The organism is Streptomyces sp. NPDC001728 (assembly GCF_040297565.1).
Classification (GTDB): Bacteria; Actinomycetota; Actinomycetes; order Streptomycetales; family Streptomycetaceae; genus Streptomyces.
The window spans coordinates 247,624-273,831 of the sequence record NZ_JBEOZK010000002.1 but is presented as its reverse complement, the minus strand read 5'-3'; the positions used below and the strand labels follow the sequence as shown (position 1 = coordinate 273,831).

General features: G+C 70.4%; 21 protein-coding genes and 1 pseudogene. 17 read left to right on the top strand and 5 right to left on the bottom strand.

Annotation, left to right across the window (positions count from 1 at the left end):
- Positions 1 to 25 precede the first annotated feature (25 nt).
- Entirely contained in the window at positions 26 to 2,101 is a 2,076-nt protein-coding gene (locus tag ABT154_RS04130; RefSeq protein WP_351853147.1) for a TPM domain-containing protein, read from the bottom strand.
- Positions 2,102 to 2,294: 193 nt separating this feature from the next.
- On the opposite strand from ABT154_RS04130, the gene ABT154_RS04125 reads away from it, so the two are divergent.
- Positions 2,295 to 3,293, top strand: coding sequence for a glycoside hydrolase family 18 protein (locus ABT154_RS04125; RefSeq protein WP_351852542.1), 999 nt, complete (start codon positions 2,295 to 2,297; stop codon positions 3,291 to 3,293).
- A gap of 53 nt (positions 3,294 to 3,346) precedes the next feature.
- Here ABT154_RS04125 and ABT154_RS04120 read toward each other — a convergent pair whose 3' ends face one another.
- From ABT154_RS04120 to ABT154_RS04105, 4 genes are read right to left on the bottom strand one after another with little or no spacing between them, the layout of a single operon-like run.
- Positions 3,347 to 4,117 carry a succinate dehydrogenase/fumarate reductase iron-sulfur subunit gene (locus ABT154_RS04120; protein ID WP_351852539.1) on the bottom strand — a complete coding sequence of 257 codons (771 nt, stop codon included), beginning with the start codon at positions 4,115 to 4,117 and terminating at the stop codon, positions 3,347 to 3,349.
- Positions 4,114 to 6,069, bottom strand: a complete 1,956-nt coding sequence (locus ABT154_RS04115) for a fumarate reductase/succinate dehydrogenase flavoprotein subunit (protein ID WP_351852537.1) — start codon at positions 6,067 to 6,069, stop codon at positions 4,114 to 4,116. Before ABT154_RS04115 ends, ABT154_RS04120 begins: the two co-directional genes overlap by 4 nt.
- Position 6,070: 1 nt before the next feature.
- A complete protein-coding gene (gene sdhC, locus ABT154_RS04110) occupies positions 6,071 to 6,892 on the bottom strand; it encodes a succinate dehydrogenase subunit SdhC (RefSeq protein ID WP_351852534.1) in 822 nt (273 codons plus the stop codon).
- Positions 6,893 to 6,926: 34 nt separating this feature from the next.
- Positions 6,927 to 7,154: an Rv0250c family protein gene (locus ABT154_RS04105; RefSeq protein WP_351852531.1), complete on the bottom strand. Its 228-nt coding sequence runs from the start codon at positions 7,152 to 7,154 to the stop codon at positions 6,927 to 6,929.
- A gap of 199 nt (positions 7,155 to 7,353) precedes the next feature.
- Between ABT154_RS04105 and ABT154_RS04100 the strand changes: the two genes are divergently transcribed.
- From ABT154_RS04100 to ABT154_RS04025, 16 genes and pseudogenes are all read left to right on the top strand, one after another.
- Complete coding sequence (locus ABT154_RS04100; protein ID WP_351852528.1) at positions 7,354 to 9,771, top strand: ABC transporter family substrate-binding protein; 2,418 nt, start codon at positions 7,354 to 7,356, stop codon at positions 9,769 to 9,771.
- Positions 9,772 to 10,062: 291 nt separating this feature from the next.
- Positions 10,063 to 11,964: a translational GTPase TypA gene (gene typA, locus ABT154_RS04095; RefSeq protein WP_351852525.1), complete on the top strand. Its 1,902-nt coding sequence runs from the start codon at positions 10,063 to 10,065 to the stop codon at positions 11,962 to 11,964.
- Between the two features lie 485 nt (positions 11,965 to 12,449).
- Positions 12,450 to 14,090, top strand: a complete 1,641-nt coding sequence (locus tag ABT154_RS04090; protein ID WP_351852522.1) for a peptide ABC transporter substrate-binding protein — start codon at positions 12,450 to 12,452, stop codon at positions 14,088 to 14,090.
- Between the two features lie 180 nt (positions 14,091 to 14,270).
- Positions 14,271 to 15,203 (top strand): ABC transporter permease, encoded by a 933-nt coding sequence (locus ABT154_RS04085; RefSeq protein WP_351853145.1) that lies wholly within the window; start codon positions 14,271 to 14,273, stop codon positions 15,201 to 15,203.
- The gene (locus ABT154_RS04080) at positions 15,196 to 16,149 is read left to right on the top strand and encodes an ABC transporter permease (RefSeq protein ID WP_317873511.1); all 954 of its coding nucleotides are present in this window, start codon (positions 15,196 to 15,198) and stop codon (positions 16,147 to 16,149) included. The genes ABT154_RS04085 and ABT154_RS04080 overlap by 8 nt, the downstream gene beginning before the upstream one ends.
- Before the next feature lie 14 nt (positions 16,150 to 16,163).
- Positions 16,164 to 17,222, top strand: coding sequence for an ABC transporter ATP-binding protein (locus ABT154_RS04075; protein ID WP_351852518.1), 1,059 nt, complete (start codon positions 16,164 to 16,166; stop codon positions 17,220 to 17,222).
- Positions 17,215 to 18,300, top strand: coding sequence for an ABC transporter ATP-binding protein (locus tag ABT154_RS04070; protein WP_351852515.1), 1,086 nt, complete (start codon positions 17,215 to 17,217; stop codon positions 18,298 to 18,300). Before ABT154_RS04075 ends, ABT154_RS04070 begins: the two co-directional genes overlap by 8 nt.
- Positions 18,301 to 18,685: 385 nt before the next feature.
- Positions 18,686 to 19,105 carry a DUF2690 domain-containing protein gene (locus tag ABT154_RS04065; RefSeq protein ID WP_351852510.1) on the top strand — a complete coding sequence of 140 codons (420 nt, stop codon included), beginning with the start codon at positions 18,686 to 18,688 and terminating at the stop codon, positions 19,103 to 19,105.
- A gap of 86 nt (positions 19,106 to 19,191) precedes the next feature.
- The gene (locus ABT154_RS04060) at positions 19,192 to 19,602 is read left to right on the top strand and encodes a DUF2690 domain-containing protein (RefSeq protein WP_351852508.1); all 411 of its coding nucleotides are present in this window, start codon (positions 19,192 to 19,194) and stop codon (positions 19,600 to 19,602) included.
- A 22-nt stretch (positions 19,603 to 19,624) separates the two neighbouring features.
- A complete protein-coding gene (locus ABT154_RS04055; RefSeq protein ID WP_351852505.1) occupies positions 19,625 to 20,047 on the top strand; it encodes a DUF2690 domain-containing protein in 423 nt (140 codons plus the stop codon).
- An 18-nt stretch (positions 20,048 to 20,065) separates the two neighbouring features.
- Positions 20,066 to 21,139, top strand: a complete 1,074-nt coding sequence (locus ABT154_RS04050) for a peptidoglycan recognition protein family protein (RefSeq protein ID WP_351852502.1) — start codon at positions 20,066 to 20,068, stop codon at positions 21,137 to 21,139.
- A 49-nt stretch (positions 21,140 to 21,188) separates the two neighbouring features.
- Positions 21,189 to 22,193, top strand: coding sequence for a penicillin-insensitive murein endopeptidase (locus tag ABT154_RS04045; RefSeq protein WP_351852499.1), 1,005 nt, complete (start codon positions 21,189 to 21,191; stop codon positions 22,191 to 22,193).
- Between the two features lie 23 nt (positions 22,194 to 22,216).
- Positions 22,217 to 22,648 (top strand): annotated as a pseudogene (locus ABT154_RS04040) (peptidoglycan-binding domain-containing protein); the annotation flags it as partial.
- A 30-nt stretch (positions 22,649 to 22,678) separates the two neighbouring features.
- Complete coding sequence (locus ABT154_RS04035; protein ID WP_502969445.1) at positions 22,679 to 23,140, top strand: hypothetical protein; 462 nt, start codon at positions 22,679 to 22,681, stop codon at positions 23,138 to 23,140.
- Positions 23,141 to 23,279: 139 nt separating this feature from the next.
- Positions 23,280 to 24,380, top strand: coding sequence for a helix-turn-helix domain-containing protein (locus ABT154_RS04030; protein WP_351852497.1), 1,101 nt, complete (start codon positions 23,280 to 23,282; stop codon positions 24,378 to 24,380).
- A gap of 109 nt (positions 24,381 to 24,489) precedes the next feature.
- Complete coding sequence (locus ABT154_RS04025; RefSeq protein WP_351852495.1) at positions 24,490 to 26,118, top strand: peptide ABC transporter substrate-binding protein; 1,629 nt, start codon at positions 24,490 to 24,492, stop codon at positions 26,116 to 26,118.
- The last annotated feature ends 90 nt before the right edge of the window (positions 26,119 to 26,208 follow it).

Sequence of the window (26,208 nt, the reverse complement as noted above, 5' to 3'; positions counted from 1 at the left end):
GGGGAGGGCGCGGAACGCGCCGGGGTCAGAAGCGGCCACCGCCGCCCCGCCGGCCGCGCGTACCGCTGCCGCCGAAGCTGCCGGGCCCGCCCCCGAACCCCCCGCCACCGGAACCCCCGCCGAACCCCCCGGGTCCGCCGCCCCTTCCCCCGCCGAACAGCCCGCCGAGGATGATGCCGCCGAGCACCGCGCCGCCGAGCCCGCCACCGCTTCCTCCGGCCCCCGTCCCACCGCCCAGCCCGTTCGGGTTCCCGTACGTCCGTACGTCCTGCTCGGCGAGGTCCTGGGCGCGCCGGGCGAGGGAGTCCGCCCGTTGCGCCTCGGCGAGCGCGGCCGTCGGGCCGTCGGCCTCGGCGAGCGCCCGCGCCTTCTCCCAGCGCCGCTGGGCCTCGGCCAGGCGGGTACGGGCCTCACTGCCCACCGCGCCCCGGTGCGTGGTGATGTAGTCCGAGGCCGCCCCGATCGCCGAACGTGCCGTCAGCATCGCCTGGTCGAGGAGTCCGCGGGCCCGCCGGCTGCCGGACTCGCGCTCCCGCGCGCCCTCCAGCGCCTCGTCGAGCGCCGTGTCGGCCACCTCGACCCGGCGGAGCGCGTCGATCGGGTCGTACCGCCCCGCGTCCACCGCCCGCCGTACCTCCGCGACCACCGATTCGGCGCGGGCGATCCGGCCCTGGAGATCGGCCGTGGACACGCCTTCGGCGGTTCCCTTCAGCAGGCCCCGGGCGTCCGCCAGGTCCGCGTCCGTCTCCGAGAGGGCGCCCGGCAGCTTGCCGACCGCCTCGGCCAGTTCCTTCGCCCGCCGGTCCACCGCCTCGATCAGCCGGGCGGCCTGGTCCACGGCGCCCTCGGCCGCCCGGATGTGCACGGCGGCCCCGGCGTTGTCCCCCGCGTCGATCCGCTGGCGGGCCTGGTTGACGTGGGCCGTCGCGAAGACCAGCCGGTCCTTCGCCTGCTCGACGTCACCGGCGACGGGAGAGGCGGCCGTCTCGGCGTACCGCTCGCGCATGGCGGTGAGGGCGGCCTCGGCGGTGCCGACCCGGCCGGTCTGCTCCCGGAACGCGGTCTCCACGGATTCGAGCGCCTCGGGCGCGGTGTGCTCCAGGGCCCGGAGCCGGTCGAAGTCCTCGCTCTCGGCGTCGAGGCGCGCGTTCGCCTGCGCGCAGCGGCGCAGGATCTCCTCCAGCATGCTCCGGCGGGTGGAGTCGTCCTGGGAGAAGGAGTCGTCGAGCTTCTGCCGCAGCCGGAAGGAGGCCGTCAGCTGTTCCTCGGCGAAGGCGACGGCCTCGGTGAAGGGGCGCACCGTCTCCGTGTCGTACTGGGCGGACGCGAAGCCGAGCTCCTCCTGGCTGGTGCGGACGGCGTCGTCGGTGGCGACGAGCGTCCGGCGGGCCTCCCCGTCGAGTTCGTCGAGGGACGGCGGCGCGGGTTCCTTCGGCGGGCCCCAGCCCTGTCCGCCCTGGGGGGTGGTGCGGGTCTCGGTCCGCCTGCGCCGTTTGGTGTACGCGTAGGCCGCCACGGCTCCGGCGCCGCCGACCAGGACCACGGGCAGGATCAGGTCGCTCGCCGAGGTGCCGCCGGCCGCGCCGCCGGGATCGGTGGGCCCGGGGGTGACGGCCGGGGTGGGCACGGGGCGGCCGGCGAGCACGGCGGAGTACCCGTCGGCCGCGCCGATCGCGGCGCCGGCCCAGTCGTTCTGCCTCAGTGCCGGTTCGATCGCGGTTCGGGCGACGTCGTTCAGCTGGGCCTGGGTGAGGCGGGAGTCCGGGTCGGCGGAGTAGCCGTACCTGCGGTCGTGGGTGGCGACGGCGAGCAGCACGTCGTCGACGCCGAGGCCGTTGCGTTCGGCGGTGGCGTCGGCCCAGGACTGCCCGGTGCGGCCGGAGAAGTCCCGTACGTAGACGACGAACAGCTGGATCCGGCGGTCGTCGTAGAGCCGGTCGAGGGCCTGGACCACGGAGGCGCGGCGGTCGCCGAGGGCGTTCACCCGGTCGGTGATCTGCCCGTCGCGGGACAGTGCGACGGGGTCGTCGGCGTGGGCGACGGCGGGTACGAGGAGCCACCACGCCGCCACCAGCACCGCGAGAAGGGTTCGGGTGGCCATTCGCGTCACAAGGGGGAGGGTATGTCCGGGTATGTCGCTCCGCGACCGGACCTGAGCCGGGGAGAAACCGTTCTCCACAGGCAAGCGTCACTGTCAGTAGTCACCGCTACGGTGGGGAGCGGTGGGATCAGTGACACGACGACAGTGGCACGACGACTCTCGGGGGGCTCGGGTGAGTGGACGGCTGAGGAGTATGTGGCGACGGGGGCGCTGGTTCGTGCTCGGCCTCGCCCTGGTGCTGGTGGTGCCCCCGCTGTTCGGGGCGCTCGCCCTGCGCGTCAACTACGCGGGGGACGTCAGGGAGGACGCCAGGACCCGGGGCAAGGACGCCGTCTGGCTCGGACACGCCTGGGTCGACGGGCGGAAGAAGGACGCGGACGTCGCCGCGTTCGCCGCGCGGATCAAGGGCACGGGCATACGCGACCTGTACGTCCACGCCGGCCCCCTGGAGCACGACGGCACCCTGCCCGCCACCCGGTACCCCCGCGCCAAGTGGTTCATCGACGCCGTCCACCGCACCATGCCGGGGATACGGGTGCAGGCCTGGCTCGGTGACGTCCTGGCGACCGAGGGGCCCGATGGGCTGCGCCTGGAGGACGCCGGCTCCCGGGCGGCCGTGGTCACCTCGGCCCGGCAGATCCTGGACACCGGCTTCGACGGGGTCCACTTCGACCTGGAGCCGCTGCTCTCCGACGACCCCCACTACCTCTCCCTCCTCGACGACCTCGGGAAGGTGACCCGGGCACGGAAGGCGCCGCTCTCCGTCGCCGCCCATCAGATAGACCCGCTGCCGGGCCTGCACTCGGTGAACGGCGCGGTGAGCGGCAGCGAGAAGTGGTGGTCGCAGGAGTTCTTCGGCGAGGTCGCCCGGCGGGTCGACCAGATCGCCGTCATGTCGTACGACACCTGGATGCCGTTGGAGGGCCTCTACGGCGGGTACGTCGCCCAGCAGACCAGCCTGGCCCTCGAAGTGACCCCCGAGTCCACCGACCTGCTCATGGGGCTGCCCTTCTTCCACGAGGACGACCTCGGCCACCACGAGAACGCGGAGACCGTCGAGGCGGCCGTCCGGGGCACCGGACTCGGCCTCGGACGCACCGACCCCGGCCGGGAGCGGTTCGGCGTCGCCCTGTACGTCGACTTCGCGGCCGAGGAGGGCGACTGGGCGGCCTACCGCGCCGACTGGAACTGACGGGCGGAGGCCGGATCTCGCGCGCCGGGGGACGCCACGTCACCGGCCCGCCGTCAGCCCTTCCGTCGGCCGATCGTCTTCCCCAGCCACACCAGCGGGTCGTACTTCCGGTCCACGACCCGCTCCTTCAGCGGGATCAGGGCGTTGTCGGTGATGCGGATGGACTCCGGGCACACCTCCGTACAGCACTTGGTGATGTTGCAGTAGCCGAGCCCGTGTTCGTCCTGCGCGGTCCGCCGCCGGTCGATCCCGGCCTCCTCCGCCGCGTCCAGCGGGTGCATGTCGAGCTCCGCGATCCGCATGAGGAAGCGGGGCCCGGCGAAGGCCTCCTTGTTCTCCTCGTGGTCGCGCACGACATGGCAGGTGTCCTGGCAGAGGAAGCACTCGATGCACTTCCTGAACTCCTGGGAGCGGTCCACGTCCTCCTGCCGCATCCGGTACTCGCCGGGACCGACCCCGGCGGGCGGCACGAACGCCGGGATCTCGCGGGCCTTCGCGTAGTTGAAGGACACATCCGTGACGAGGTCGCGGACGACGGGGAAGGCGCGCATCGGGGTCACGGTGATCACCTCGTCGCGGGCGAACACCGACATCCGGGTCATGCAGAGCAGCCGTGGCCGGCCGTTGATCTCGGCCGAGCACGAACCGCACTTGCCCGCCTTGCAGTTCCAGCGCACCGCGAGGTCCGGCGCCTGGGTGGCCTGGAGGCGGTGCACGACGTCGAGGACGACCTCCCCGTCGTGGACCTCCACCGTGTAGTCGGTCAGTGCGCCGCCGCCGGGGTCTCCCCGCCACACCCGGAACCGCGCGTCGTAGGTGCTCATGCGCCGGGACCCCCTTCCAGTTCGTCGTCCGCGAGGTACTTGGCGAGTTCCTCCCGCTCGAACAGCGCGAGGAGGTCGGGGCGCACGGGTTCGGTGCGGGTCCGTTCCAGCCGGACGCCGTCGTCCTCGGCGTGGCACAGCAGGTTCACCGGGCGCCACTCGCGGTCCATCGCCGGGTGGTCCTCGCGGGTGTGCCCGCCCCGGGACTCGGTGCGCTCCAGGGCGGCGCGGGCCACGCACTCGCCGACGAGCAGCATGTTCCGCAGGTCGAGGGCGAGGTGCCAGCCGGGGTTGAACTGCCGGTGGCCCTCGACGGAGATCCGGCGGGCGCGGGCCCGCAGCGCGGCGATCCGCTCCAGCGCCTCGGTCATCTCACCCGCCCGCCGGATGATCCCGACGAGGTCGTTCATCGTCTGCTGGAGCTCCTGATGAAGGGTGTACGGATTCTCCGCGGCCCCCGGCACCGTCCCCGGCGCGCCCCCTGACACCGCTCCCGGCGCGGCCTCCGGCACCGTCCCCGGCTCCGGGCCGGCGAACGGGGCCAGTGCTTCGGCCGCCGCCGCCTGCACATCGGCGGCCACGACCCCGCCGCCCGCCCCCGAGAACGCGTACTGGGCCGCGTGGAGACCGGCCCGGCGCCCGAAGACCAGCAGGTCGGAGAGGGAGTTCCCGCCGAGACGGTTGGAGCCGTGCATGCCGCCGGCCACCTCACCGGCCGCGAACAGCCCGGGAACGCCGACCGTGGCGGCCGTCTCCGAGTCGACGGCGACCCCGCCCATCACGTAGTGGCAGGTCGGCCCGACCTCCATCGCCTCCGCCGTGATGTCGACATCGGCCAGCTCCTTGAACTGGTGGTACATCGACGGCAGCCGGCGCCGGATCGTCTCGGCCGGCATCCGCGTCGACACATCGAGGAACACCCCGCCGTGCGGGGAGCCCCGCCCTTCCTTCACCTCGGAGTTGATGGCCCGCGCCACCTCGTCGCGGGGCAGCAGCTCGGGCGGTCGCCGGTTGCGGTCGGGGTCCTCGTACCAGCGGTCGCCCTCCTCCTCCGTCTCCGCGTACTTCTCCTTGAAGACCTCGGGGACGTAGTCGAACATGAAGCGCCGGCCCTCGGAGTTCCGCAGCACGCCGCCGTCCCCGCGTACCGACTCGGTGACGAGGATGCCCTTCACCGACGGCGGCCAGACCATGCCGGTCGGGTGGAACTGCACGAACTCCATGTTCACCAGGGGCGCCCCGGCGAGCAGGGCGAGCGCGTGCCCGTCGCCGGTGTACTCCCAGGAGTTCGAGGTCACCTTGAAGGACTTGCCGATGCCGCCGGTCGCGAGGACGACGGCGGGCGCCTCAAGGACGAGGAAGCGCCCGCTCTCCCGCTCGTAGCAGAAGACCCCCGAGACCCGCCCGTCACCGTCCTTCAGGACGCGGGTGACGGTGAACTCCTGGAAGACCTTCAGCCGGGCCTCGTGGTCACCCGTCTCGCGGTGGTCCTCCTGCTGGAGCCCGACGGCCTTCTGCTGGAGGGTGCGGAGCAGTTCGAGCCCGGTGCGGTCGCCGACGTGCGCGAGCCTCGGGTACTCGTGGCCGCCGAAGTTGCGCTGCGAGATCCGGCCGTCCGGGGTGCGGTCGAAGAGCGCGCCCCAGGTCTCCAGCTCCCAGACCCGCTCGGGGGCCTCCTGGGCGTGCAGCTCGGCCATCCGCCACTGGTTGAGGAACTTCCCGCCGCGCATGGTGTCGCGGAAGTGCGTCTTCCAGTCGTCCTGCGGGTGGACGTTGGCCATGGAGGCGGCGATCCCGCCCTCGGCCATCACGGTGTGCGCCTTGCCGAAGAGGGACTTGCAGATCACGGCGGTACGGGCGCCCGCGCGGCGCGCCTCGATCGCGGCCCGCAGCCCGGCGCCGCCCGCGCCGACCACGACCACGTCCCACTGCTGTCGCTCGACGTGCGTCATCTCAGAAGAACCTCGGGTCGTCGAAGGTGCCGGTGGCGAGCAGGTACACGTACAGGTCGCAGAGCGCGACGCTGACGAGGGAGGCCCAGGCGAGGAGCATGTGGCGGGCGTTCAGCCGGCCCACCCAGGTCCACAGCCGGTAGCGGACGGGATGCTTCGAGAAGTGCTTCAGCCGTCCGCCGACGATGTGGCGGCAGGAGTGGCAGGAGAGGGTGTACGCCCAGATGAGCGTGATGTTGACCACGAAGAGGACCGTCCCGAGACCGGCGTGGCCCCAGGCGTAGTCGGTGTCCCGGAAGGTCAGGACGGTGTCGTACGTGAGGATTCCGGCCACCGGCAGCGCCGCGTAGAAGAAGTACCGGTGGAGGTTCTGCAGGATCAGCGGGAAGCGGGTCTCGCCGGTGTACGCGCTGTGGGGTTCGGCGACCGCGCAGGCCGGGGGTGCGGCCCAGAACCCCCGGTAGTACGCCTTCCGGTAGTAGTAGCAGGTGAGCCGGAAGCCCAACGGGAAGACCAGGATCAGCAGGGCGGGGGAGAGCCCCCACCAGCTGCCGAACAGCTCCCAGTTCGGCCCGCCCCGCATGGGCACGCAGTTCTCCGCCAGACAGGGCGAGTAGAACGGGGAGACGTAGGGGGCGGAGTAGTAGTCGGCGTTGGAGAAGGCCCGCCAGGTCGAGTACACGACGAAGGCGAGGAGTCCGGCGGCGGTGGCGGCCGGGGCCAGCCACCAGCGGTCGCTGCGCAGATGGCGGGCGGCGATGGCGGCGCGCCCCGGGGAGCGCACGCCCGTCGCGGACCCGGGCGGTTCCGTACCTGTGGCCAACAGGGCCTCCTCGGCTCCTCGGCTCTCTACGGCTCTACGGCGCGTGGTGGTCCCGTGCTCCCAGGCCCTCGTCGTCGACGTCGGTCCACTTCCCGGCGTCGTACGGGGTGTCGGGGATGGTCACCATGCTCTCGGCGCGGCCGGCGCTCGGCGCGCGGGGCGCGCCCCGCTCCGTTCCGACGCGGTGTTCCAGCTCTTCGACCGTGTGCTCAAGGTCCTGCAGGCGGCGCTTGACGGCCGCCAGGTCGTCCTGGACGGACATGGTTGCCTCACCTTCGTGAGTGTCGCGCGTCACATCCCGCTTGGGAAGTCGTGCGCAGGGGCGGTTGGGCCGCACGAGTGGGGTTTTCCGGACGTGCCGCCGTGTCGCCGTGGCCGGATCTGTTCCGTCCTTTTCAGTGTATGAGCAATAGGTGTGATCATCTCCAAATGGAATAAATCTGGACGAAGGGGTACATGTCATGTCCCAGATCGGCGCCCCTCGCGGGAGGACATGCTCCAGGAGCCCCCGCTCCCGCACGCTCCGCTCCGTCGCCACCCTCACCAGCGCCGTCCTCGCGGTCACCGTCCTCGCCGGATGCAGTTCCGGCGACGAGGGCGACGGAGCTCCGGCCGCGGCCCAGGACAACGCGCCCGCCACCCGCGACAAGGTCGCCGACGGAGGCACCCTCCGCTGGGCCGTCGACGCACTGCCCACCACCCTCAACACCTTCCAGGCCGACGCCGACGGCACCACCACCCGGATCGCCGGGGCCGTGCTCCCCTCCCTCTACACGCTCGACGAGCGGGGCAGGGCGCAGCGGAACCCCGACTACCTGGAGTCCGCGCAGGTCGTCGAGACGGAGCCCAGGCAGGTCGTCCTCTACAAGCTCAACCAGCAGGCCGTGTGGAGCGACGGGCGCGAGATCGGCGCCCCCGACTTCGTGGCCCAGTGGCGGGCCCTGAGCGGCCGGGACACGGCGTACTGGACCGCCCGGAACTCCGGCTACGAGCGGATCGAGAAGATCGAGCGCGGCAAGAACGACCTGGAGGTGCGGGTCACCTTCTCCAAGCCGTACGCCGACTGGCAGTCCCTCTTCACCCCGCTCTACCCGAAGCAGGTGATGGGCTCCCCGAACGCCTTCAACGACGGGGCCCGCACCACCCTCAAGGCCACCGCAGGACCGTTCCTGCTGAAGACGATCGACCGCAAGGGCGGCGACGTCACCCTCACCCGCAACCCCCGCTGGTGGGGACAGCCCGCCAAGCTCGACAGCCTCGTCCTCAAGGCCGTCCCCCGCGCCGACCGCACGGAGGCCCTCGCCGCCGGCACCCTCGACCTGGCCGAGATCGACCGGTCCACCGCCGAGCGGATCTCCCTCGCGGTCCGCGACGCCCGAGCCGGACGCAACGGCGCGCAGGCCGCCCTCGCCCACGGCCCCGGATCGCAGATCACACCCTCCAAGGCGCTGAAGTCCTGGGCCCTCGCCCACGGCTCCGACGAGGAGAAGGCGGAGGAGGTCCAGGCCGCCCGCACGAAGAACCAGCAGGCCCTGGCCACCTACGCGAGCGCGCAGGACACCCTCGCGAAGTACGTGGTCCGCAAGTCACTGGAACCCGCCTACACCCAGCTCTCGCTGAACGGCGAGTCCGGCCCCCTCGCCGACGAGCGGGTGCGCAGGGCGGTGGCCCGCGCCATCAACCGCCAGGAACTGGCCGAATCCGTACTCAAGCCGCTCGGTCTCCCGGCCCAGCCCCCCGGCAGCCACCTGGCCCTCGCGGGCCAGGCCGCGTACGCGGACGGCAGCGACGCGCTCGGCGGCCAGGACACCAAGGAGGCGCGGGCACTCCTCGCCGACGCGGGCTGGGTCCCCGGCGGCGCCAGGAAGCCCGCGGGCACCGGCACCAAGGCGGGCAGCGAGGCGGAGAAGCGGAAGGCGGAGAAGCAGAGGGAGAAGGAGAAGGAGAAGGGGAAGGCGGAGAAGGAGGAGGGTGCCAAGGACGCGGGCTCCACCGAGGCCAAGAAGAAGGGGAGCGACAGCGACACCCCCTCCGACGAGGGCCTCTACATCGTCGGCGACGACAAGCCGGGCGATCGCCGGACCGGCGCCATCGGCGCGAACGGCCCCGAGAACGGTACGAACATCCTCGCGCCGGCCCCCGCCGCCGCCGACCTGAGCGCGGCGCTCCTCGCCCGCGCCGAGGCGCTCGACACCGGTACGGGCGCCGCCGCCCACGCCGCCCAGACGGTCGCCAGGACGGACAGGGGCGTCGCCGGGGCCTACGCCCCACGCGGCACCGCCGCCCCCGTCACCGCGCCCGAGGCCACACAGGCCCTCGGCAAGGACGGCAAGGCGCTCAGCCTCCGCTTCGTCCTGCCCTCCGGCCCCGGCTCCGAGTCCCTGCGCGCGGTCGGTGACCGGATCGTCCGGATGCTCGACGCGGTCGGCATCCGCACCGAGGTCACCAAGGTCTCCGACGACAGCTTCTTCAAGGACCACGTGGCCTCCGGCGACTATGACCTGGCCCTCTACTCCTGGCCCGCCTCCGCCTTCCCGGCGACCGACGCCCGGCCGATCTTCGCCAAGCCCGAGCCCGCCTCGGACGGCTCCCTGCTGGTCGAGCAGAACTACTCGCGGGTCGGCACCGACCGCATCGACCAGCTCTTCGACCAGGCGGCGGGGACCCTCGACGAGGAGGAGGCCCGCGACCTGGTGCGCCAGGCGGACGCCCGGATCTGGGCCGCCGCCGGCTCCGTCCCCCTCTACCAGCGCCCCCAGCTGGTGGCCGCCAAGGCCGATCTGGTGAACGCCGGAGCCTGGGGGCTCGGGGGCCCGCGCTACCAGGACATCGGCTTCAAGAAGCCCGGATCCTCCAAGGGAGCCGAGCGAACCCCCTGAAAGCACTGAACCCCCTGAAAGCACTGAAACCACAGGTCACAACCTCAGAAGCAGCTCAAAATCCTTGCCCGTCGGTAACCCCGGCGGGCAGGATCGCGTCGGCCCCTTGACCCGGTCGCACCAAGCCCCCCCCACACCCTCGCGGCACCGGACCGGACCTCTCGGATCTCGACCGGGGAAGCCCCTTGCGCGGCAGCCCCGTACCATAGGACATAGCCGTGGCGCGTCCGCCCGGTGGGCGTACGAGGAACTGACGCCGCATCCCACGATCCGAGAGAAGCGCAAGCACCCATGCCCACGCGCCACGACATCCGTAACGTCGCCATCGTCGCCCACGTCGACCATGGCAAGACGACCATCGTCGACGCCATGCTCAAGCAGGCCGGTGCCTTCGCCGCCCACCAGCAGCTCGACGACCGCATGATGGACTCGAACGACCTGGAGCGTGAGAAGGGCATCACGATCCTCGCCAAGAACACGGCGGTGAAGTATCACCCCAAGGACGGCGGGGCCCCGATCACGATCAACATCATCGACACCCCCGGCCACGCCGACTTCGGTGGCGAGGTCGAGCGCGGCCTTTCGATGGTGGACGCGGTCGTCCTCCTCGTGGACGCCTCCGAGGGTCCGCTCCCGCAGACCCGCTTCGTGCTGCGCAAGGCGCTCCAGCAGCGTCTGCCCGTCATCCTCTGCATCAACAAGACGGACCGCCCGGACTCCCGGATCGACGAGGTCGTCAACGAGACCTACGACCTCTTCCTGGACCTGGACGCGGACGAGGACCAGATCGAGTTCCCGATCGTCTACGCCTGCGGCCGTGACGGCATCGCCTCGCTGACCAAGCCGGAGAACGGCACCGTCCCCGCGGACAGCGACAGCCTGGAGCCGTTCTTCTCCACCATCCTGGAGCACGTCCCGGCCCCGTCGTACGACGAGGACGCGCCGCTCCAGGCGCACGTCACCAACCTGGACGCCGACAACTTCCTCGGCCGCATCGCGCTGCTCCGCGTCGAGCAGGGCGAGCTGCGCAAGGGCCAGACGGTCGCGTGGATCAAGACGGACGGCACCATCGCCAACGTCCGCATCACCGAGCTGATGATGACCGAGGCGCTCACCCGCAAGCCGGCCGAGGTCGCCGGCCCCGGTGACATCTGCGCCGTCGCCGGCATCCCCGACATCATGATCGGCGAGACCCTGGCCGACCCGGAGAACCCGATCGCGCTGCCGCTGATCACGGTCGACCAGCCGGCCATCTCCATGACCATCGGCACCAACACCTCGCCGCTCGTCGGCCGCGGTGGCACGGGCAAGGGCGCGGAGGCCAAGTCCGCGGTCAAGCAGCGCAAGGTCACCGCCCGTCAGGTCAAGGACCGTCTGGACCGCGAGCTGATCGGTAACGTCTCGCTCCGCGTGCTCGACACCGAGCGTCCGGACGCCTGGGAGGTCCAGGGCCGTGGTGAGCTCGCGCTCGCCATCCTGGTCGAGCAGATGCGCCGCGAGGGCTTCGAGCTGACCATCGGCAAGCCCCAGGTCGTCACCAAGGAGGTCGACGGCAAGACGCACGAGCCCGTCGAGCGCCTCACGGTCGACGTCCCCGAGGAGCACATGGGCGCGGTCACGCAGCTCATGGGCATCCGCAAGGGCCGCATGGACAACATGTCGAACCACGGCTCCGGCTGGGTCCGCATGGAGTTCGTCGTTCCGTCCCGTGGCCTCATCGGCTTCCGTACGGAGTTCCTGACCAACACCCGCGGTACGGGCATCGCCCACTCGATCCACGAGGGCCACGAGCCGTGGTTCGGCACGCTGACGACCCGTAACAACGGTTCGCTGGTCGCCGACCGCGCCGGCGCCGTCACCGCCTTCGCGATGACGAACCTCCAGGAGCGCGGTGTCCTGTTCACCGACCCCGGCACCGAGGTGTACGAGGGCATGATCGTCGGCGAGAACTCGCGCTCCGACGACATGGACGTGAACATCACCAAGGAGAAGAAGCTCACCAACATGCGCTCCGCCTCCGCCGACTCCTTCGAGGCGATCGTCCCGCCGCGGAAGCTCTCCCTGGAGCAGTCCCTGGAGTTCTGCCGCGACGACGAGTGCGTCGAGGTCACCCCGGAGGCCGTGCGCATCCGCAAGGTCATCCTGGACCAGAACGCGCGTGGCCGCGCGTCCTCGCGCGCCAAGAACAACTGAGCCGAGTCCGGCCGCATGCGGCCGGTGGCGGCGGGGTAGATCACGGTCCTGTGTGATCTGCGCCGCTCTTGGCTGACGGCACGTCAGCACCCGAGCCCGGACCCCCACAGCACTGTGGGGGTCCGGGCTTTTCGTCAACTTCCGTCAACTTCATTTCGGAGGCCCGGTGTCCGCATAGCGGCCATCGCTCTCCGGTACGTGTGTTAACGGTCCGTTTCGGGGGTGTCTGTCTGTGCTCAGTTTGTCCGGATTTCGGTATCCGGGCGTGTAGTGATGTTGTCAAAACGAGACCACTTAAGTGTGGTTTACAGCCCGGACGTACTTAATAGTTGGCTCCATTGAGCTCGGGTCAATGGGTCACGCACTGTGGGGAGTGCCGACTCACGAGCACACTCGGGGTACTTGAGTGCAAAGCCGTCAGGGGTGTCGGCGAAACTCGGAGTGCCCTTCTTGTAGTGACAAAGTGGACTCATGAGGAGGAACCCATGCGCGGTGCCAAGAGCGCCAAGTGGGTAACGGGCGCGATCATCGTTGCCCTTGCTGCGACCGCCTGTGGCGGGGGTAAGAGCGACGGCGGCAGTGACGCCAAGGGCGCTGTTGACCCGAACGGAATCTTCTCCATCGAGCTGGGCGAGCCTGAGAAGCCCCTGCTCACCGGCGACACGATGGAGTCCAACGGCTCCGCCGTGATGTCCGGCCTGTTCTCGACCCTGGTCGACTACAAGGCCGACGGCTCGCTGTCGATGATCAACGCCGAGTCGGTCACCACGACGGACTCGAAGACCTGGACGGTCAAGCTCAAGCCGGGCTGGACCTTCCACGACGGCACCCCGGTGACCTCCAAGTCCTTCGTGGACGCGTGGAACTGGAACGCCAGCCTGAAGAACGCCCAGGGCCTCGCGTCCTGGTTCGCGGACATCAAGGGCTACGACAAGGTCCACCCGGACGCCGAGGGCGCCAAGCAGACCGCCGACAAGCTCGAGGGTCTGAAGGTCGTCGACGAGACCACCTTCAAGATCGAGCTCTCGAAGGCCGTTCCGTACTTCGCGCACAAGCTGGCCTACATCGTCTTCGCGCCGCTCCCGGAGTCCTTCTACAAGGACCCGGTCGCCGGCGGCCAGAAGCCGGTCGGCAACGGTCCCTACAAGTTCAAGAGCTGGGACCACAAGAAGAAGATCGAGGTCACGCGCTTCGACGGCTACAAGGGCCCGAACAAGGCGAAGAACGGCGGTGTGGTCTTCAAGAACTACACCACCCTCGAGGCCGCGTACGAGGACCTGAAGTCGGGCAACGTCGACGTCCTGCGTCAGATCGCGCCGAAGGACCTCCCGGTCTACCGCCAGGACCTCGGCGACCGCGCCGTGGACCAGCCGTACTCCGCCGTCCAGACCATCGCTGTCGCCTTCTACGCCGACCAGTGGAAGAAGCCGAAGCAGATCGACCCGCGCGTCATCCAGGGTCTGTCCATGGCGATCGACCGTGCCACCATCACCAAGACGGTGCTGAACGGCACGCGTGAGCCCGCGACCGGCTGGGTCGCGAAGGGCGTCCTGGGCTTCCAGGAGGACGGTGGCGCCGGCGTCACCAAGTTCGACCCCGCCAAGGCCAAGGACCTGATCAAGGCCGGCGGTGGCGTTCCGAACAACAAGATCTCCATCCAGTACAACGCCGACGGCGGACACAAGGAGTGGGTGGACGCTGTCTGCAACTCCATCCAGCAGTCCACCGGCGTCCAGTGCGTCGGCGACGGCAAGCCGGACTTCCAGGCCGACCTGACCGCTCGTAAGACGAAGCAGGTCAAGTCGCTCTACCGTTCCGGCTGGGTGCTCGACTACCCGGTGAACGCCAACTTCATCTCGGACCTGTTCCGTACGGGTGCGGGCGGCAACCAGGGTGACTTCTCGAACAAGGAGCTCGACGCCAAGATCGCCAAGGCTGACTCCGCGGCGACGCTGGACGAGTCGGTCAAGGCGTACCAGGCCATCGAGAAGGACCTGATCAACTACATGCCGTCCATCCCGCTCTGGTACTACAAGGTCAACGCGGGCTTCTCCGAGAAGGTTTCGGGCGTGGCGTACGGCCAGGACGGCGACCCGATCCTGACCGGCGTCGAGGTCAAGAAGTAATCACCCAAGCGTAGTCCGCACGCCGTCACGGGACTGACGGATCGACAGATCGTCAGTCCCGTCTCGGTGCCTTACGCAGTGGCTGGGGGGCCCTTCCACGACATAGCCGTGCCCGGAAACGGGTACCGCTGTCGAGGGAGGGCCCGTCGGTTGCCGCTGTCACATCTCAACGGAGGCATGATGGGGCGTTATGTCGCACGACGACTGCTCCAGATGATCCCGGTATTCCTCGGGACGACCCTGCTGATCTTTGCCATGGTGCACGCCCTGCCCGGCGACCCCGTGCTGGCGATGTTCGGCGACAAGGGCGCCGACCCGGCGACGCTCGCCGCGAAGCGCCATGAGCTGGGTCTCGACAAGCCTGCATGGCAGCAGTACTTCTTCTATATGCGGGACATGATCCTGCACCTGGACTTCGGTACCCAGATCCGTAACGGACGGCCGGTCACCGAGGTGCTGGGCGACGCGTTCCCCATCACCCTCCAGCTCGCCGCCCTGGCGTTCGCCATCGAGCTGATCTTCGGCATCGGTCTGGGCGTCATCGGTGGTCTGCGCGCCGGCCGTCTGGCCGACAACGTGATCCTGATCTTCACCCTGCTGATCATCTCGATCCCGGTCTTCGTCCTGGGCTACATCATCAAGATGGTGTTCGCGTTCAACCTGGAGTGGATCGCGCCGAACGTCAGCACCGAGCCGCAGCTGAGCGAGATGCTCGCTCCGGCCATTGTGCTCGGCGGCCTCTCCCTCGCCTATGTGGCACGGCTCACCCGTACCTCCATGGCGGAGAACCTGCGTGCCGACTACATGCGCACCGCCGTCGCCAAGGGCCTGCCGCGACGCCGGGTCATCGGCGTCCACCTGATGCGCAACTCGATGATCCCCGTGGTCACCTTCCTCGGCACCGACATCGGCGCCCTGATGGGCGGCGCGGTCGTCACCGAGGCGATCTTCAACATCAAGGGCATCGGCGGCGTCATCGCCGAGTCGATCTCCCGGCGTGAAGGTACGACCCTGGTGGGCCTCGTCACCATCCTGGTGATCGTCTACCTCGTCACCAGCCTGCTCATCGACCTGCTGTACGCGGTCCTGGACCCGAGGATCCGGTATGCCTGACGTGACCAAGACCGCTGCCGCGGCCGTCGAGGACGCCATCGCCCCGCCCTCCGTGGACGCGGCCCCGGCCGCGAAGGCGGAGAAGGCCCGCAGCCTCTGGGGCGACGCCTGGGCGGACCTGCGCCGCAACCCGTACTTCATCATCTCGTCGGCGCTGATCGCGCTGCTGCTGCTGATCTCGGTGTGGCCGACCCTCTTCACCAGCGCGTCCCCGACCGCCGGTGACCTGGTGCACCACTTCCTGAGCAAGCCCGAGCTGGGCAACGTCGGTTCGCCCGAGTGGCTGGGCTACGACCAGCAGGGCCGCTCCGTCTACGCCCGCCTCATCCACGGCACCCGCGCCTCGATCATCGTCGGCGTCGCGGTCACCGCGATCGTCACGGTCGTCGGCGGCATCATGGGCATGATCTCGGGCTACTTCGGGGGCTGGGTCGACGCGCTCCTCTCCCGGATCACCGACGTCTTCTTCGGCATCCCGTTCCTGCTCGGCGCCATGGTCGTCCTGCAGTCGTTCGTCGAGCGGACCGTCTGGGTCGTCGTCTTCGCCCTCGCGTTCCTCGGCTGGACCCAGATCACCCGCGTCATGCGCGGTGCCGTGATCACGGTCAAGCAGGCCGACTACGTCCACGCGGCCAAGGCCCTCGGCGCCGGCACGACCCGGATCCTCTTCCGGCACATCCTGCCGAACGCCATGGCCCCCGTCATCGTCGTCGCGACCATCGCGCTCGGCGGTTACATCTCGGCCGAGGCCACCCTGTCGTTCCTCGGCCTGGGCCTCGCCGCCCCGACCGTCTCGTGGGGTGTCGACATCTCCGCCGGCGTCGCCCAGATCCGAGTGGCCCCGCACGTCCTGCTCTGGCCCTCGATCATGCTGAGCCTCACCGTTCTGGCGTTCATCATGCTCGGCGAAGCCGTCCGCAACGCCCTCGACCCCAAGCTGCGCTGAGGAGGGCGTAAAAGATGAGCATCATCGACAAGACCGCGGCCGTCCCCGCGCCCCGCGACGGAGCCGACCACACCGGTCCGCTGCTCGAAGTCCGCGACCTGCACGTCGAGTTCCACACCCGTGACGGTGTGGCCAAGGCGGTCAACGGCGTCAACTACTCGGTGGACGCCGGCGAGACCCTCGCCGTCCTCGGCGAGTCCGGCTCCGGCAAGTCCGTCACGGCCCAGGCCGTCATGGGCATCCTCGACATGCCGCCGGGCAAGATCCCGCAGGGCGAGATCCTGTTCCGCGGCGAGGACATGCTGAAGATGTCCGAGGAGGAGCGGCGGAAGATCCGCGGCCGGAAGATCGCCATGATCTTCCAGGACGCGCTGTCCTCCCTCAACCCGGTCCTCAGCGTCGGCTACCAGCTCGGCGAGATGTTCCGGGTGCACCACGGCATGTCCAAGAAGGACGCCAAGGTCAAGGCCATCGAGCTGATGGACAAGGTCAAGATCCCCGCCGCCAAGGCGCGGGTCTCCGACTACCCCCACCAGTTCTCCGGCGGTATGCGCCAGCGCATCATGATCGCCATGGCGCTCGCCCTGGAGCCGGACCTGATCATCGCCGACGAGCCCACCACGGCTCTCGACGTGACCGTCCAGGCCCAGGTCATGGACCTCCTCGCGGAGCTCCAGCGCGAGTACAACATGGGTCTGATCCTGATCACCCACGACCTCGGCGTCGTCGCCGACGTCGCGGACAAGATCGCCGTGATGTACGCCGGCCGCATCGTCGAGCAGGCCCCGGTCCACGAGCTGTACAAGCGCCCGGCCCACCCCTACACCAAGGGACTCCTGGAGTCGATCCCGCGCCTGGACCAGAAGGGCCAGGAGCTGTACGCGATCAAGGGCCTGCCGCCCAACCTGCTCAAGGTGCCCGCCGGCTGTGCCTTCAACCCGCGTTGCCCCAAGGCCGACGACATCTGCCGCACGGAGATCCCGGCGCTGGTGCCGGTCACCGAGCAGGACGGCGCGGATCTCCCGGGCCGTAAGAGCGCCTGCCACTTCTGGAAGGAGACGATCCATGGCTGACCTCAGCGAGAACGACGAGGCCGTGGCCGCCATCGAGGCCCCCGCGGGCCGCGGCGAACCGATCCTCCAGGTGCGCGGTCTGAAGAAGCACTTCCCGCTGACGCAGGGCATCCTGTTCAAGAAGCACGTCGGTGCGGTCAAGGCCGTGGACGGGGTCTCCTTCGACCTCTACCAGGGCGAGACCCTCGGCATCGTGGGCGAGTCCGGCTGTGGCAAGTCCACCGTCGCCAAGCTCCTGATGAACCTGGAGCGCGCCACCGCGGGCGAGGTCTTCTACAAGGGCCAGGACATCACCAAGCTGTCCGGGCGCGCCCTCAAGGCCGTCCGACGCAACATCCAGATGGTGTTCCAGGACCCGTACACCTCGCTCAACCCGCGCATGACGGTCGGCGACATCATCGGCGAGACCTTCGACATCCACCCCGAGGTGGCCCCGAAGGGCGACCGGCGCCGCAAGGTGCAGGAGCTGCTCGACGTCGTCGGTCTGAACCCGGAGTACATCAACCGGTACCCGCACCAGTTCTCCGGCGGTCAGCGCCAGCGCATCGGCATCGCCCGAGGCCTCGCGCTCAACCCGGAGATCATCATCTGCGACGAGCCGGTTTCGGCCCTGGACGTGTCCGTCCAGGCGCAGGTCATCAACCTGATGGGGAAGCTGCAGGAGGAGTTCAACCTCTCCTACCTCTTCATCGCGCACGACCTGTCGATCGTCCGGCACATCTCGGACCGCGTCGGCGTCATGTACCTCGGCAAGATGGCCGAGATCGGTACGGACGAGCAGATCTACGAGCACCCGACGCACCCGTACACCCAGGCGCTGCTGTCCGCGGTGCCGGTGCCGGACCCGGAGGCCCGCGCGCACCGCGAGCGGATCATCCTCACCGGTGACGTCCCCTCGCCGGCGAACCCGCCGTCGGGCTGCAGCTTCCGCACCCGCTGCTGGAAGGCGCAGGAGCGCTGCTCGCAGGAGACGCCGCTGCTCGCGATCCCGGAGCGCTTCCAGGGTCAGGAGACCCCGGCCGCGCACCTCTCGGCGTGCCACTTCGCCGAGGAGAAGCAGGTCGTCCCGGTGCACTGACGCACCGACCCGCGTGACCGAAAGGCCCCCGCCACCCGCAAGGGTGACCGGGGGCCTTTCGCATGGCCGACGGACCCTCACCCCGGGCCCCGGGACGTCCCACGGGACACCCGTACCGCCGTCCCGTTCCCGTCCCGCGTCCCCCGCACCGTCCCGTGCGCCCGACGGGATGTCACCCCTCGTCCGCGCCCCGCCTCGGCCGTCGTGTCCACCCCGCCCCGCCGGCCCCTCCCGCGGGACGGTCGCGGTCCGCCGGGACGGCCGGGACGGCGGGCGGGACTGGCAGCGTGTGCCGAGCCGCAGCCCGCCGGGCCGCCGCCCTCGACCACGAGGAGCGCGGCCCGCCGGGCCGCCGCTGCCCGTCACTTCAGGACAAGGGATCGCCGTGAACGCACTCACCCGCAAGCTCGCCACCGTCGGTTCGGCCCTCGCGCTGGCCGGATCGAGCCTCCTGCTCGCCTCCTCGCCGGCCTCGGCCGCCACGTCCTGCTGGTCGACCAGCTGCCACGGGCTCGACCCGGCGACCACGATCTGCCAGAACGACGCGAGGACCGTCCTCACCAGCGAGACCGGCGTCGAGCTGCGCTACAGCCCCACCTGTCGCGCCGCCTGGGCCCGCAAGCAGAACGCGGTGGCGGGGCACTACTACCAGGTCGAGAACGAGCGCCGTGAGATGCAGAGCATCCAGCCCGGCGGCTCGGGCGGCACCGTCTGGACCCGGATGGTCGACGACATGGGCATCATGGCGTACGCCTGTGACCGTCGTGTCGACTACACCATGGCCTCCTCCACCCTCTGGTGGTGACCCGTCCCGCGCCCTCCCGCAGGGCCGTCCCCGGCCGACGCCCGCCGGGGACCGCGCAGGTACGAGTTCCCCCAAGGAGACCTTCCGTGAACGCGCTCACCCGCAAGCTCGCCGGCGCCGGCTCGGCCCTCGCGCTCGCCGCGTCCGGACTGCTCCTCGTTTCCTCCCCGGCGTCCGCCGCGACGTCCTGCTCCGGGTCTGACTGCACCGGCAAGGACCCGAGCGCGACCGTCTGCCAGAACGACGCCCGCACCGTCGCCACCACCGGCCTCGGCGTCGAGCTGCGCTACAGCCCCACCTGCCGGGCCGCGTGGGCGCGCACCAGCGCCGACACCGCGATGACGATCTGGGTGGAGAGCGACACCGGCCTGAGCCAGTCCGCCTACCACTCCGGCAACGGCACCGTGTGGACCGCGATGATCGACGACAAGGGGATCATCGCCCGGTCCTGCGGCTACGTCATGGGATTCGGGCAGCAGTGCTCGACGTGGTACTAGCCCCGCAGAAGGAGTTCTTCCAGTGAACCCGCTCGCCCGCAAGCTCGCGACGGCCGGTTCGGCGCTCGCGCTCACCGCTTCCGGACTGCTCTTCGCGTCCGCCCCCGCCTCGGCGGCCACCTCCTGCAAGGGGGCCTCCTGCGAAGGGCTCGATCCGGCCGCCACGATCTGCCAGAACGACGCCCGCACGGTGCTGACCGCCGACTGGGGCGTGGAGTTGCGCTACAGCCCGACCTGCCGCGCCGCCTGGGCCCGTAAGACCTCCGGCGCCTCCGCCGACACCGTGATCAGCGTCCACAACTCCCAGGGCGTGTCCCGGAGCGCCTACTACGGCGGTTACGGAACCGTCTACACCGCCATGGTCAACGACATGGACATCTACGCCAAGGCGTGCGAGACGCGCGCCCTGGAGACCCTCCAGACCCACTGCACCGGCAGTTACTGAGCGGAGGACCACACCTTCATGACCCCGGAAACCGCACCGAACCCCCGCCGCCGCGCCTTCCTCACCGGCGGGCTCGCGCTCGGCGCCGCGGCCGTGCTGCCCCTGTGGGCGCCCAGCCGTGCCCACGCCGCGGGCGTGCCGGCCATCGCGGACACCACCGCGTGGGGCGCCCGCCCGGCGAGCAGCCCCGTGCGGGTCCTCCCGACCCCACCGCAGAAGATCATCGTGCACCACACGGCCACGGCCAACGTGACCGACTACTCGCAGTCCCAGGCGTTCCAGCTCGCCCGCTCCATGCAGAACTGGGCGATGGACGACCGCCAGTGGAGCGACACCGGCCAGCACTTCACCGTCTCCCGGGGCGCCTACGTCATGGAGGGCCGGCACAGCAGCCTGGCCGCGCTCCAGGGCGGCACCCAGACCGTGGAGTCGGCGCACTGCGTCGGACAGAACACCGTCGCCATCGGCATCGAGAACGAGGGCACCTACACGACGGTCGACCCGCGCAGCGAGCAGTACGCGACGCTGGTCGAGCTGTGCGCGCACATCTGCCGCCAGTACGGGCTGCGCGCCTACCAGATCTACGGGCACCGGGACTTCAACGCCACCCAGTGCCCCGGCGACCGTCTGTACGCGATGCTCCCGCAGCTGCGGCAGGCCGTGGCCGCCCGCATCGGCGGGGACCCGACGGCGCCCGTCTGGCCGCTGCTGCACAACGGCGACGCGGGCGACCGGGTCCGCGCGCTCCAGCACCTGCTCGTCCGGCGCGGTGCCACCATCACCGTGGACGGCAGCTTCGGGCCGGGCACCGAGAAGGCCGTACGGGACTTCCAGACGCTCATGACGGCGACCTCCGACGGCTACGCCGGCAACCAGACCTGGCACCAACTCGTCGTGCCCGTACGGCAGGGCGACTCCGGCGAGGCCGTCAAGGCCGTCCAGCTGCTGCTGACGGCCAAGGGCATCCCGACCGACCCGGACGGTGCCTTCGGCCCCGGCACCCAGGCCTCGGTCACCAGCTTCCAGAACGGCGCCGGGCTGCCCGCGGACGGCCTGGCCGACGCGCGCACCTTCAGCCGCCTCCTCGCCTGACCTCCAGGCCCCCGCCCCACCTCCACCCCACAAGGAGAAGCACTCCGCCATGTCGCCGACCACCCGGTCGCTCCGCCCCGTCCTCGGGGCGGCCCCCCTCGCGGCCCTCGCGGCCCTCGCCGCACTGCTCGTGCTCATCGGCCTGGGCACGCCCGCGCACGCCTTCTCGGGCGCGTTCGTCCCCACCCAGAGCAAGGGCAACCGGGGCTCGGACGTCGCCGCCCTGCAGTACCTGCTCAACGGGCAGGGCGCGCAGCTCACCGCCGACGGCGTCTTCGGCGCCGGCACGGACACCGCCGTCCGTTCCTTCCAGTCCTCCCACGGCCTCGGCTCCGACGGAATCGTCGGCCCCAACACCTGGCGGGCGCTGACACCGACCGTCCGGGAGGGCAGCCAGGGCGAGGCCGTGAAGGCCGTCCAGTACCTGCTGAACGCCAAGCGCGGCGCGGGCCTCACCGTCGACGGTGCCTTCGGCGCCGGCACCGCCTCGGCCGTCCGCACCTTCCAGAGCCACGCCGGCCTCGGCGCCGACGGCGTCGTCGGCCCGGACACCTGGACCAACCTGCTCTGGCACTACGAGTACGCCGACTACAACGCCGGCACCCTCTGCAACCAGAGCCCGGACGGCAACACCTCCGCCGACTGGGGCACCGGTGCCGCCATCGGACAGCTGGAGGCCGGCGCCCGCACCTTCGCCGCTCTCGGCCGGGGCAAGCTCCCCGTCGGCGACATCGCCTTCGAGCACGGCGGCTCCATCTACGGCCACGCCACCCACCAGGTGGGCATGGACGTCGACTTCTGGCCCGTGCGCACCGACTCGGCGCAGTGCACCGGCTCCCGCATCACCTGGGAGTCCGCCGCCTACGACAGGGGCGCCACCCGCGAGCTGGTCAAGGCCCTGCGCGCGGCAGCGCCCGGCCACGTGAAGCTCGTCTTCTTCAACGACCCGCAGCTGATCGCGGAGGGGCTGACCGTCCAGTACCCCAACCACGACAACCACCTCCACATCCGCTACTGCGAGCCGGTCCACCCGGACGCGAACTACCAGTGCTGACCAGAGAGTTCGAGGAATCACCCATGACACTCGCGAGAAGACTGCCCGGTCTCGCCGCCGCGCTGCTCGCCGCCCTCGTCGCCGCCCTGGTGGCCGGAGTGCTCCAGGCCGCCCCCGCCTTCGCCGCCGACTGGCCGCTGGTCAAGAACGGCAACTCCGGCGTCCAGGTGACCACCGTCCAGCACCTGCTGACCGCCCGCGGCTACGCCACCTCCGCCGACGGCGCGTTCGGTGACGGCACCGAGGCCAAGGTCCGCAGCTTCCAGAGCGCCAGCGGCCTGTCCGCCGACGGCGTCGTCGGCGCGGACACCTGGTCCCGACTGATCGTCACCGTCCGCAAGGGCGACAACAGCGCCGGAGTGAAGGCCGCCCAGACGCAGCTCAACCGGTACGGGGCGGGGCTCGCCGTCGACGGCGCGTTCGGTGACGGCACCGACTCCAAGGTCCGCGGCTTCCAGTCCTCCCACGGTCTCGACGCGGACGGCATCGTCGGCCCGGACACCTGGCGCGCCCTGGTCACCGGCTCCTCCGGCGGCAGCGGCGGCAACAGCGGCCTGCTGACCCACTCCCAGGCGACCGCCAAGTTCTCGGCGGCCGGCATCAGCTGGAGCTCCTCGGGCGGCTGCTCCGACCGCAACAGCACCGCCTGCACGTCCTTCGACGGACTGCGAGTGGCCTCCGCCGACGGCGCCGTCACCCTGCGCGGGGCGAGCGGCTGCGCGATGACGATCACCGGTGGTACGGAGACGGGCCACGCGAGCGGCACGTACAGCCACTGGAACGGCTACAAGCTGGACTTCGCGATGACCAGCTGCCTCACCAACTACGTGACGGGCACCTTCCCCTACTCGGGCAAGCGCGGTGACGGCGCCTCCCTCTACACCGCTCCCTCGGGCAACGTCTACGCCAACGAGGGCAGCCACTGGGACGTGACCTTCCTCAACTGATCCGCCGGCCGGACGGCGCCCGACCCGTCTCCGATCAGGCCGGGCGCCGCGCCGATCAAGCCACTCCTGAAATGTCGTACCGGCGCGGTACTCTCCCCGTTCATGCAGCTGTTCGATCAGCAGAACGGGGGGAGTTCGCGTGTTCGATGAGGGGGGATACGGCTCCGGGGCGTCGGGCGGGGCCCACGACCGGCTGGCCGCCCGGATGCGCGCCATGAAGGAGAGGTCGGGTCTCAGCTACGGCCGGCTGGCCGACAGGACCCACTACAGCCGCTCCTCCTGGGAGCGGTTCCTCAACGGCAAGCAGGTGCCGAGCAGAGTCGCCGTCGAGCAGCTCGCGGCGGCGGCGGGGGAGGAGAAGGAGCCGCTGCTCGCGCTCCTCGACGAGGTCCTGGCGAGCGAACGCGCCGCGGCCCTCGCCGACGGCCCGGGGTCCGTCCAGACGACCGGCCCGCAGTCGGCCGGACGCGCGCAGGGGCCCGGGCCCGCGCCGAGGGCGGCGCCCGCGCAGAGCGCCGCACCGGCCGCCGCAGTCACCACCAGTACGACCACCACCAAGACCGCCGTCCCGGCCCCCGTACCCCCCACCCAGGACCCCGCCGAGGCGCGGCCCTCCCGGTGGGCGGCCCGGAAGGCGACCCGGCCGGCGAAGGCGCCGGCCGGGTCGCCGGAGCCCGGCCCCTGGCGCCGCAGGGCGGTCGCGTGGCTGCCCGCCGCGCGGGCCCTCGGCTACGTGACCCTCGGGGCCCTCCTCGGCGCCGTGATCAGCGTCCTCGTCCTAGCCCCCGGGAACGACCCGGTCGGGACGGTCGCCGGGCCCTCCGCGTCCGCCACCGCCGACGGGAAGAAGGGCGCCAAGAGCGTCCCGGCCGCCGGGACCATCAAGGTCGGCTGTTCGAGCGACACCTGCCTGCGCAGGGAGCCGCAGGCCATGGACTGTCAGTGGGACGCCACCACCGTGCGGCAGACCTGGCTGCGCGGTATGCAGATCGAGCTGCGCTACAGCGCCGCCTGCCAGGCCGTGTGGGGTCGCATCGAGGGCGGGACCATCGGCGACTCCGTCACGATCAAGGACAAGGGCGGCCACGAGCTGAGCTCGGAGATCCGGGTCGAGCGGGACACCTACACCCGGATGCTCGCCGTCGCGGCGGACCGCCCCTGGCAGGAGGTGACGATCTGCGGGAAGATCCCGCGCTTCCACGAGCAGGAGTGCTCTCCCGTGGGCGCCGTGCAGCCGTGACGGACCGTCGGGTCGCGGCTCCCCGTACAGGTGCCGCCGAGATGCGACCCCGTCAGGCTTGGGGTGATATGGGGGCATAAGTCTCGGCAAGAATCACGGGAGGCACTCCATGCGCGGAGCCACGCACGCCAAGTGGGCCGCTCTGGCCACCGCCGTCGCCCTCGCGGCGACCGCCTGCGGTGGCGGAGGCAACAGCGGCGGCGGCGGAGGTGCCGACGGCATCGTGAGTTCCTCGTGGGGCGATCCGCAGAACCCCCTGGAGCCCGCCAACACCAACGAGGTGCAGGGCGGCAAGGTGCTGTCCATGATCTTCCGGGGTCTCAAGCAGTACGACCCGAAGACCGGCGAGGCCAAGGACATGCTCGCCGAGAAGATCGACACCACCGACTCGACGAACTTCGCGATCACGGTCAAGGACGGCTGGACCTTCTCCAACGGCGAGAAGGTCACCGCCAAGTCCTTCGTCGACGCCTGGAACTACGGCGCCCAGCTGAAGAACAACCAGAAGAACGCCTACTTCTTCGGGCAGATCGAGGGCTACGACAAGGTCCACCCCGACAAGGGCGAACCGACGGCCGAGACCATGTCCGGTCTCAAGGTCACCGGCGACCGCACCTTCACGGTCAAGCTCATCCAGAAGTTCTCCACCTGGCCCGTGACCCTGGGCTACGCGGCCTTCTCACCGCTCCCCCAGGCCTTCTACGACGACCACGCCGGCTGGCTCTCGAAGCCCGTCGGCAACGGCCCGTACACGGTCGACTCGTACGCCAAGGGCTCGCAGATGTCCCTCAAGCGCTGGGACGGCTACCCCGGTTCCGACAAGGCCCAGAACGGCGGTGTGAACCTCAAGGTCTACACCGACAACAACACCGCCTACACCGACCTGACGGCCGGCAACCTCGACCTCGTCGATGACATCCCCGCCTCCCAGCTCAAGAACGTCTCCGCCGACCTCGGCGACCGGTACATCAACGTCCCCGCCGGCATCATCCAGACCCTGGCGTTCCCGTTCTACGACCCGGCCTGGAACAAGCCCGGACAGGAGAAGCTCCGCCAGGGCCTGTCCATGGCGATCGACCGCCCCCAGATCACCGAGACGATCTTCCAGAAGACCCGCACCCCCGCCGTCGACTGGACCTCCCCGGTCCTCGGCGAGGAAGGCGGCTTCAAGAACGTCTGCGGCGACTTCTGCAAGTACGACGCGGCCCAGGCGAAGAAGCTCGTCGCCGAGGGCGGCGGCATCCCCGGCGGCACCCTGAAGATCTCGTACAACGCCGACACCGGCTCCCACAAGGAATGGGTCGACGCGGTCTGCAACTCCATCAACCGAGCCCTCGGCAACGACAAGGCCTGCGTCGGCAACCCCGTCGGCACCTTCGCCGACTACCGCAACCAGGTCACCTCGCAGAAGCTCGCCGGACCCTTCCGGGCCGGCTGGCAGATGGACTACCCGCTCATCCAGAACTTCCTGCAGCCGCTGTACTACACCAACGCCTCGTCCAACGACGGCAAGTGGACGAACCCCCAGTTCGACAAGCTGGTCAACCAGGCCAACGCCGAACCCGACACCACGAAGGCCGTCGGCCTCTTCCAGCAGGCCGAGGGCGTCCTCCGCGACGACATGGGAGCCATCCCGCTCTGGTACCAGAACGGCAGCGCCGGCTACTCGGACCGCGTGACCAACGTGTCCCTGAACCCCTTCAGCGTCCCGGTCTACGACCAGATCAAGGTCAAGTGACGCCGTAACAGGTCGGCTGCGAACGGCCCGGCGCCCGCGGACCCCCGCGCCAGCCGGGCCGTAAGCCTTCCTCGCGCCCTTCCCGGAGCG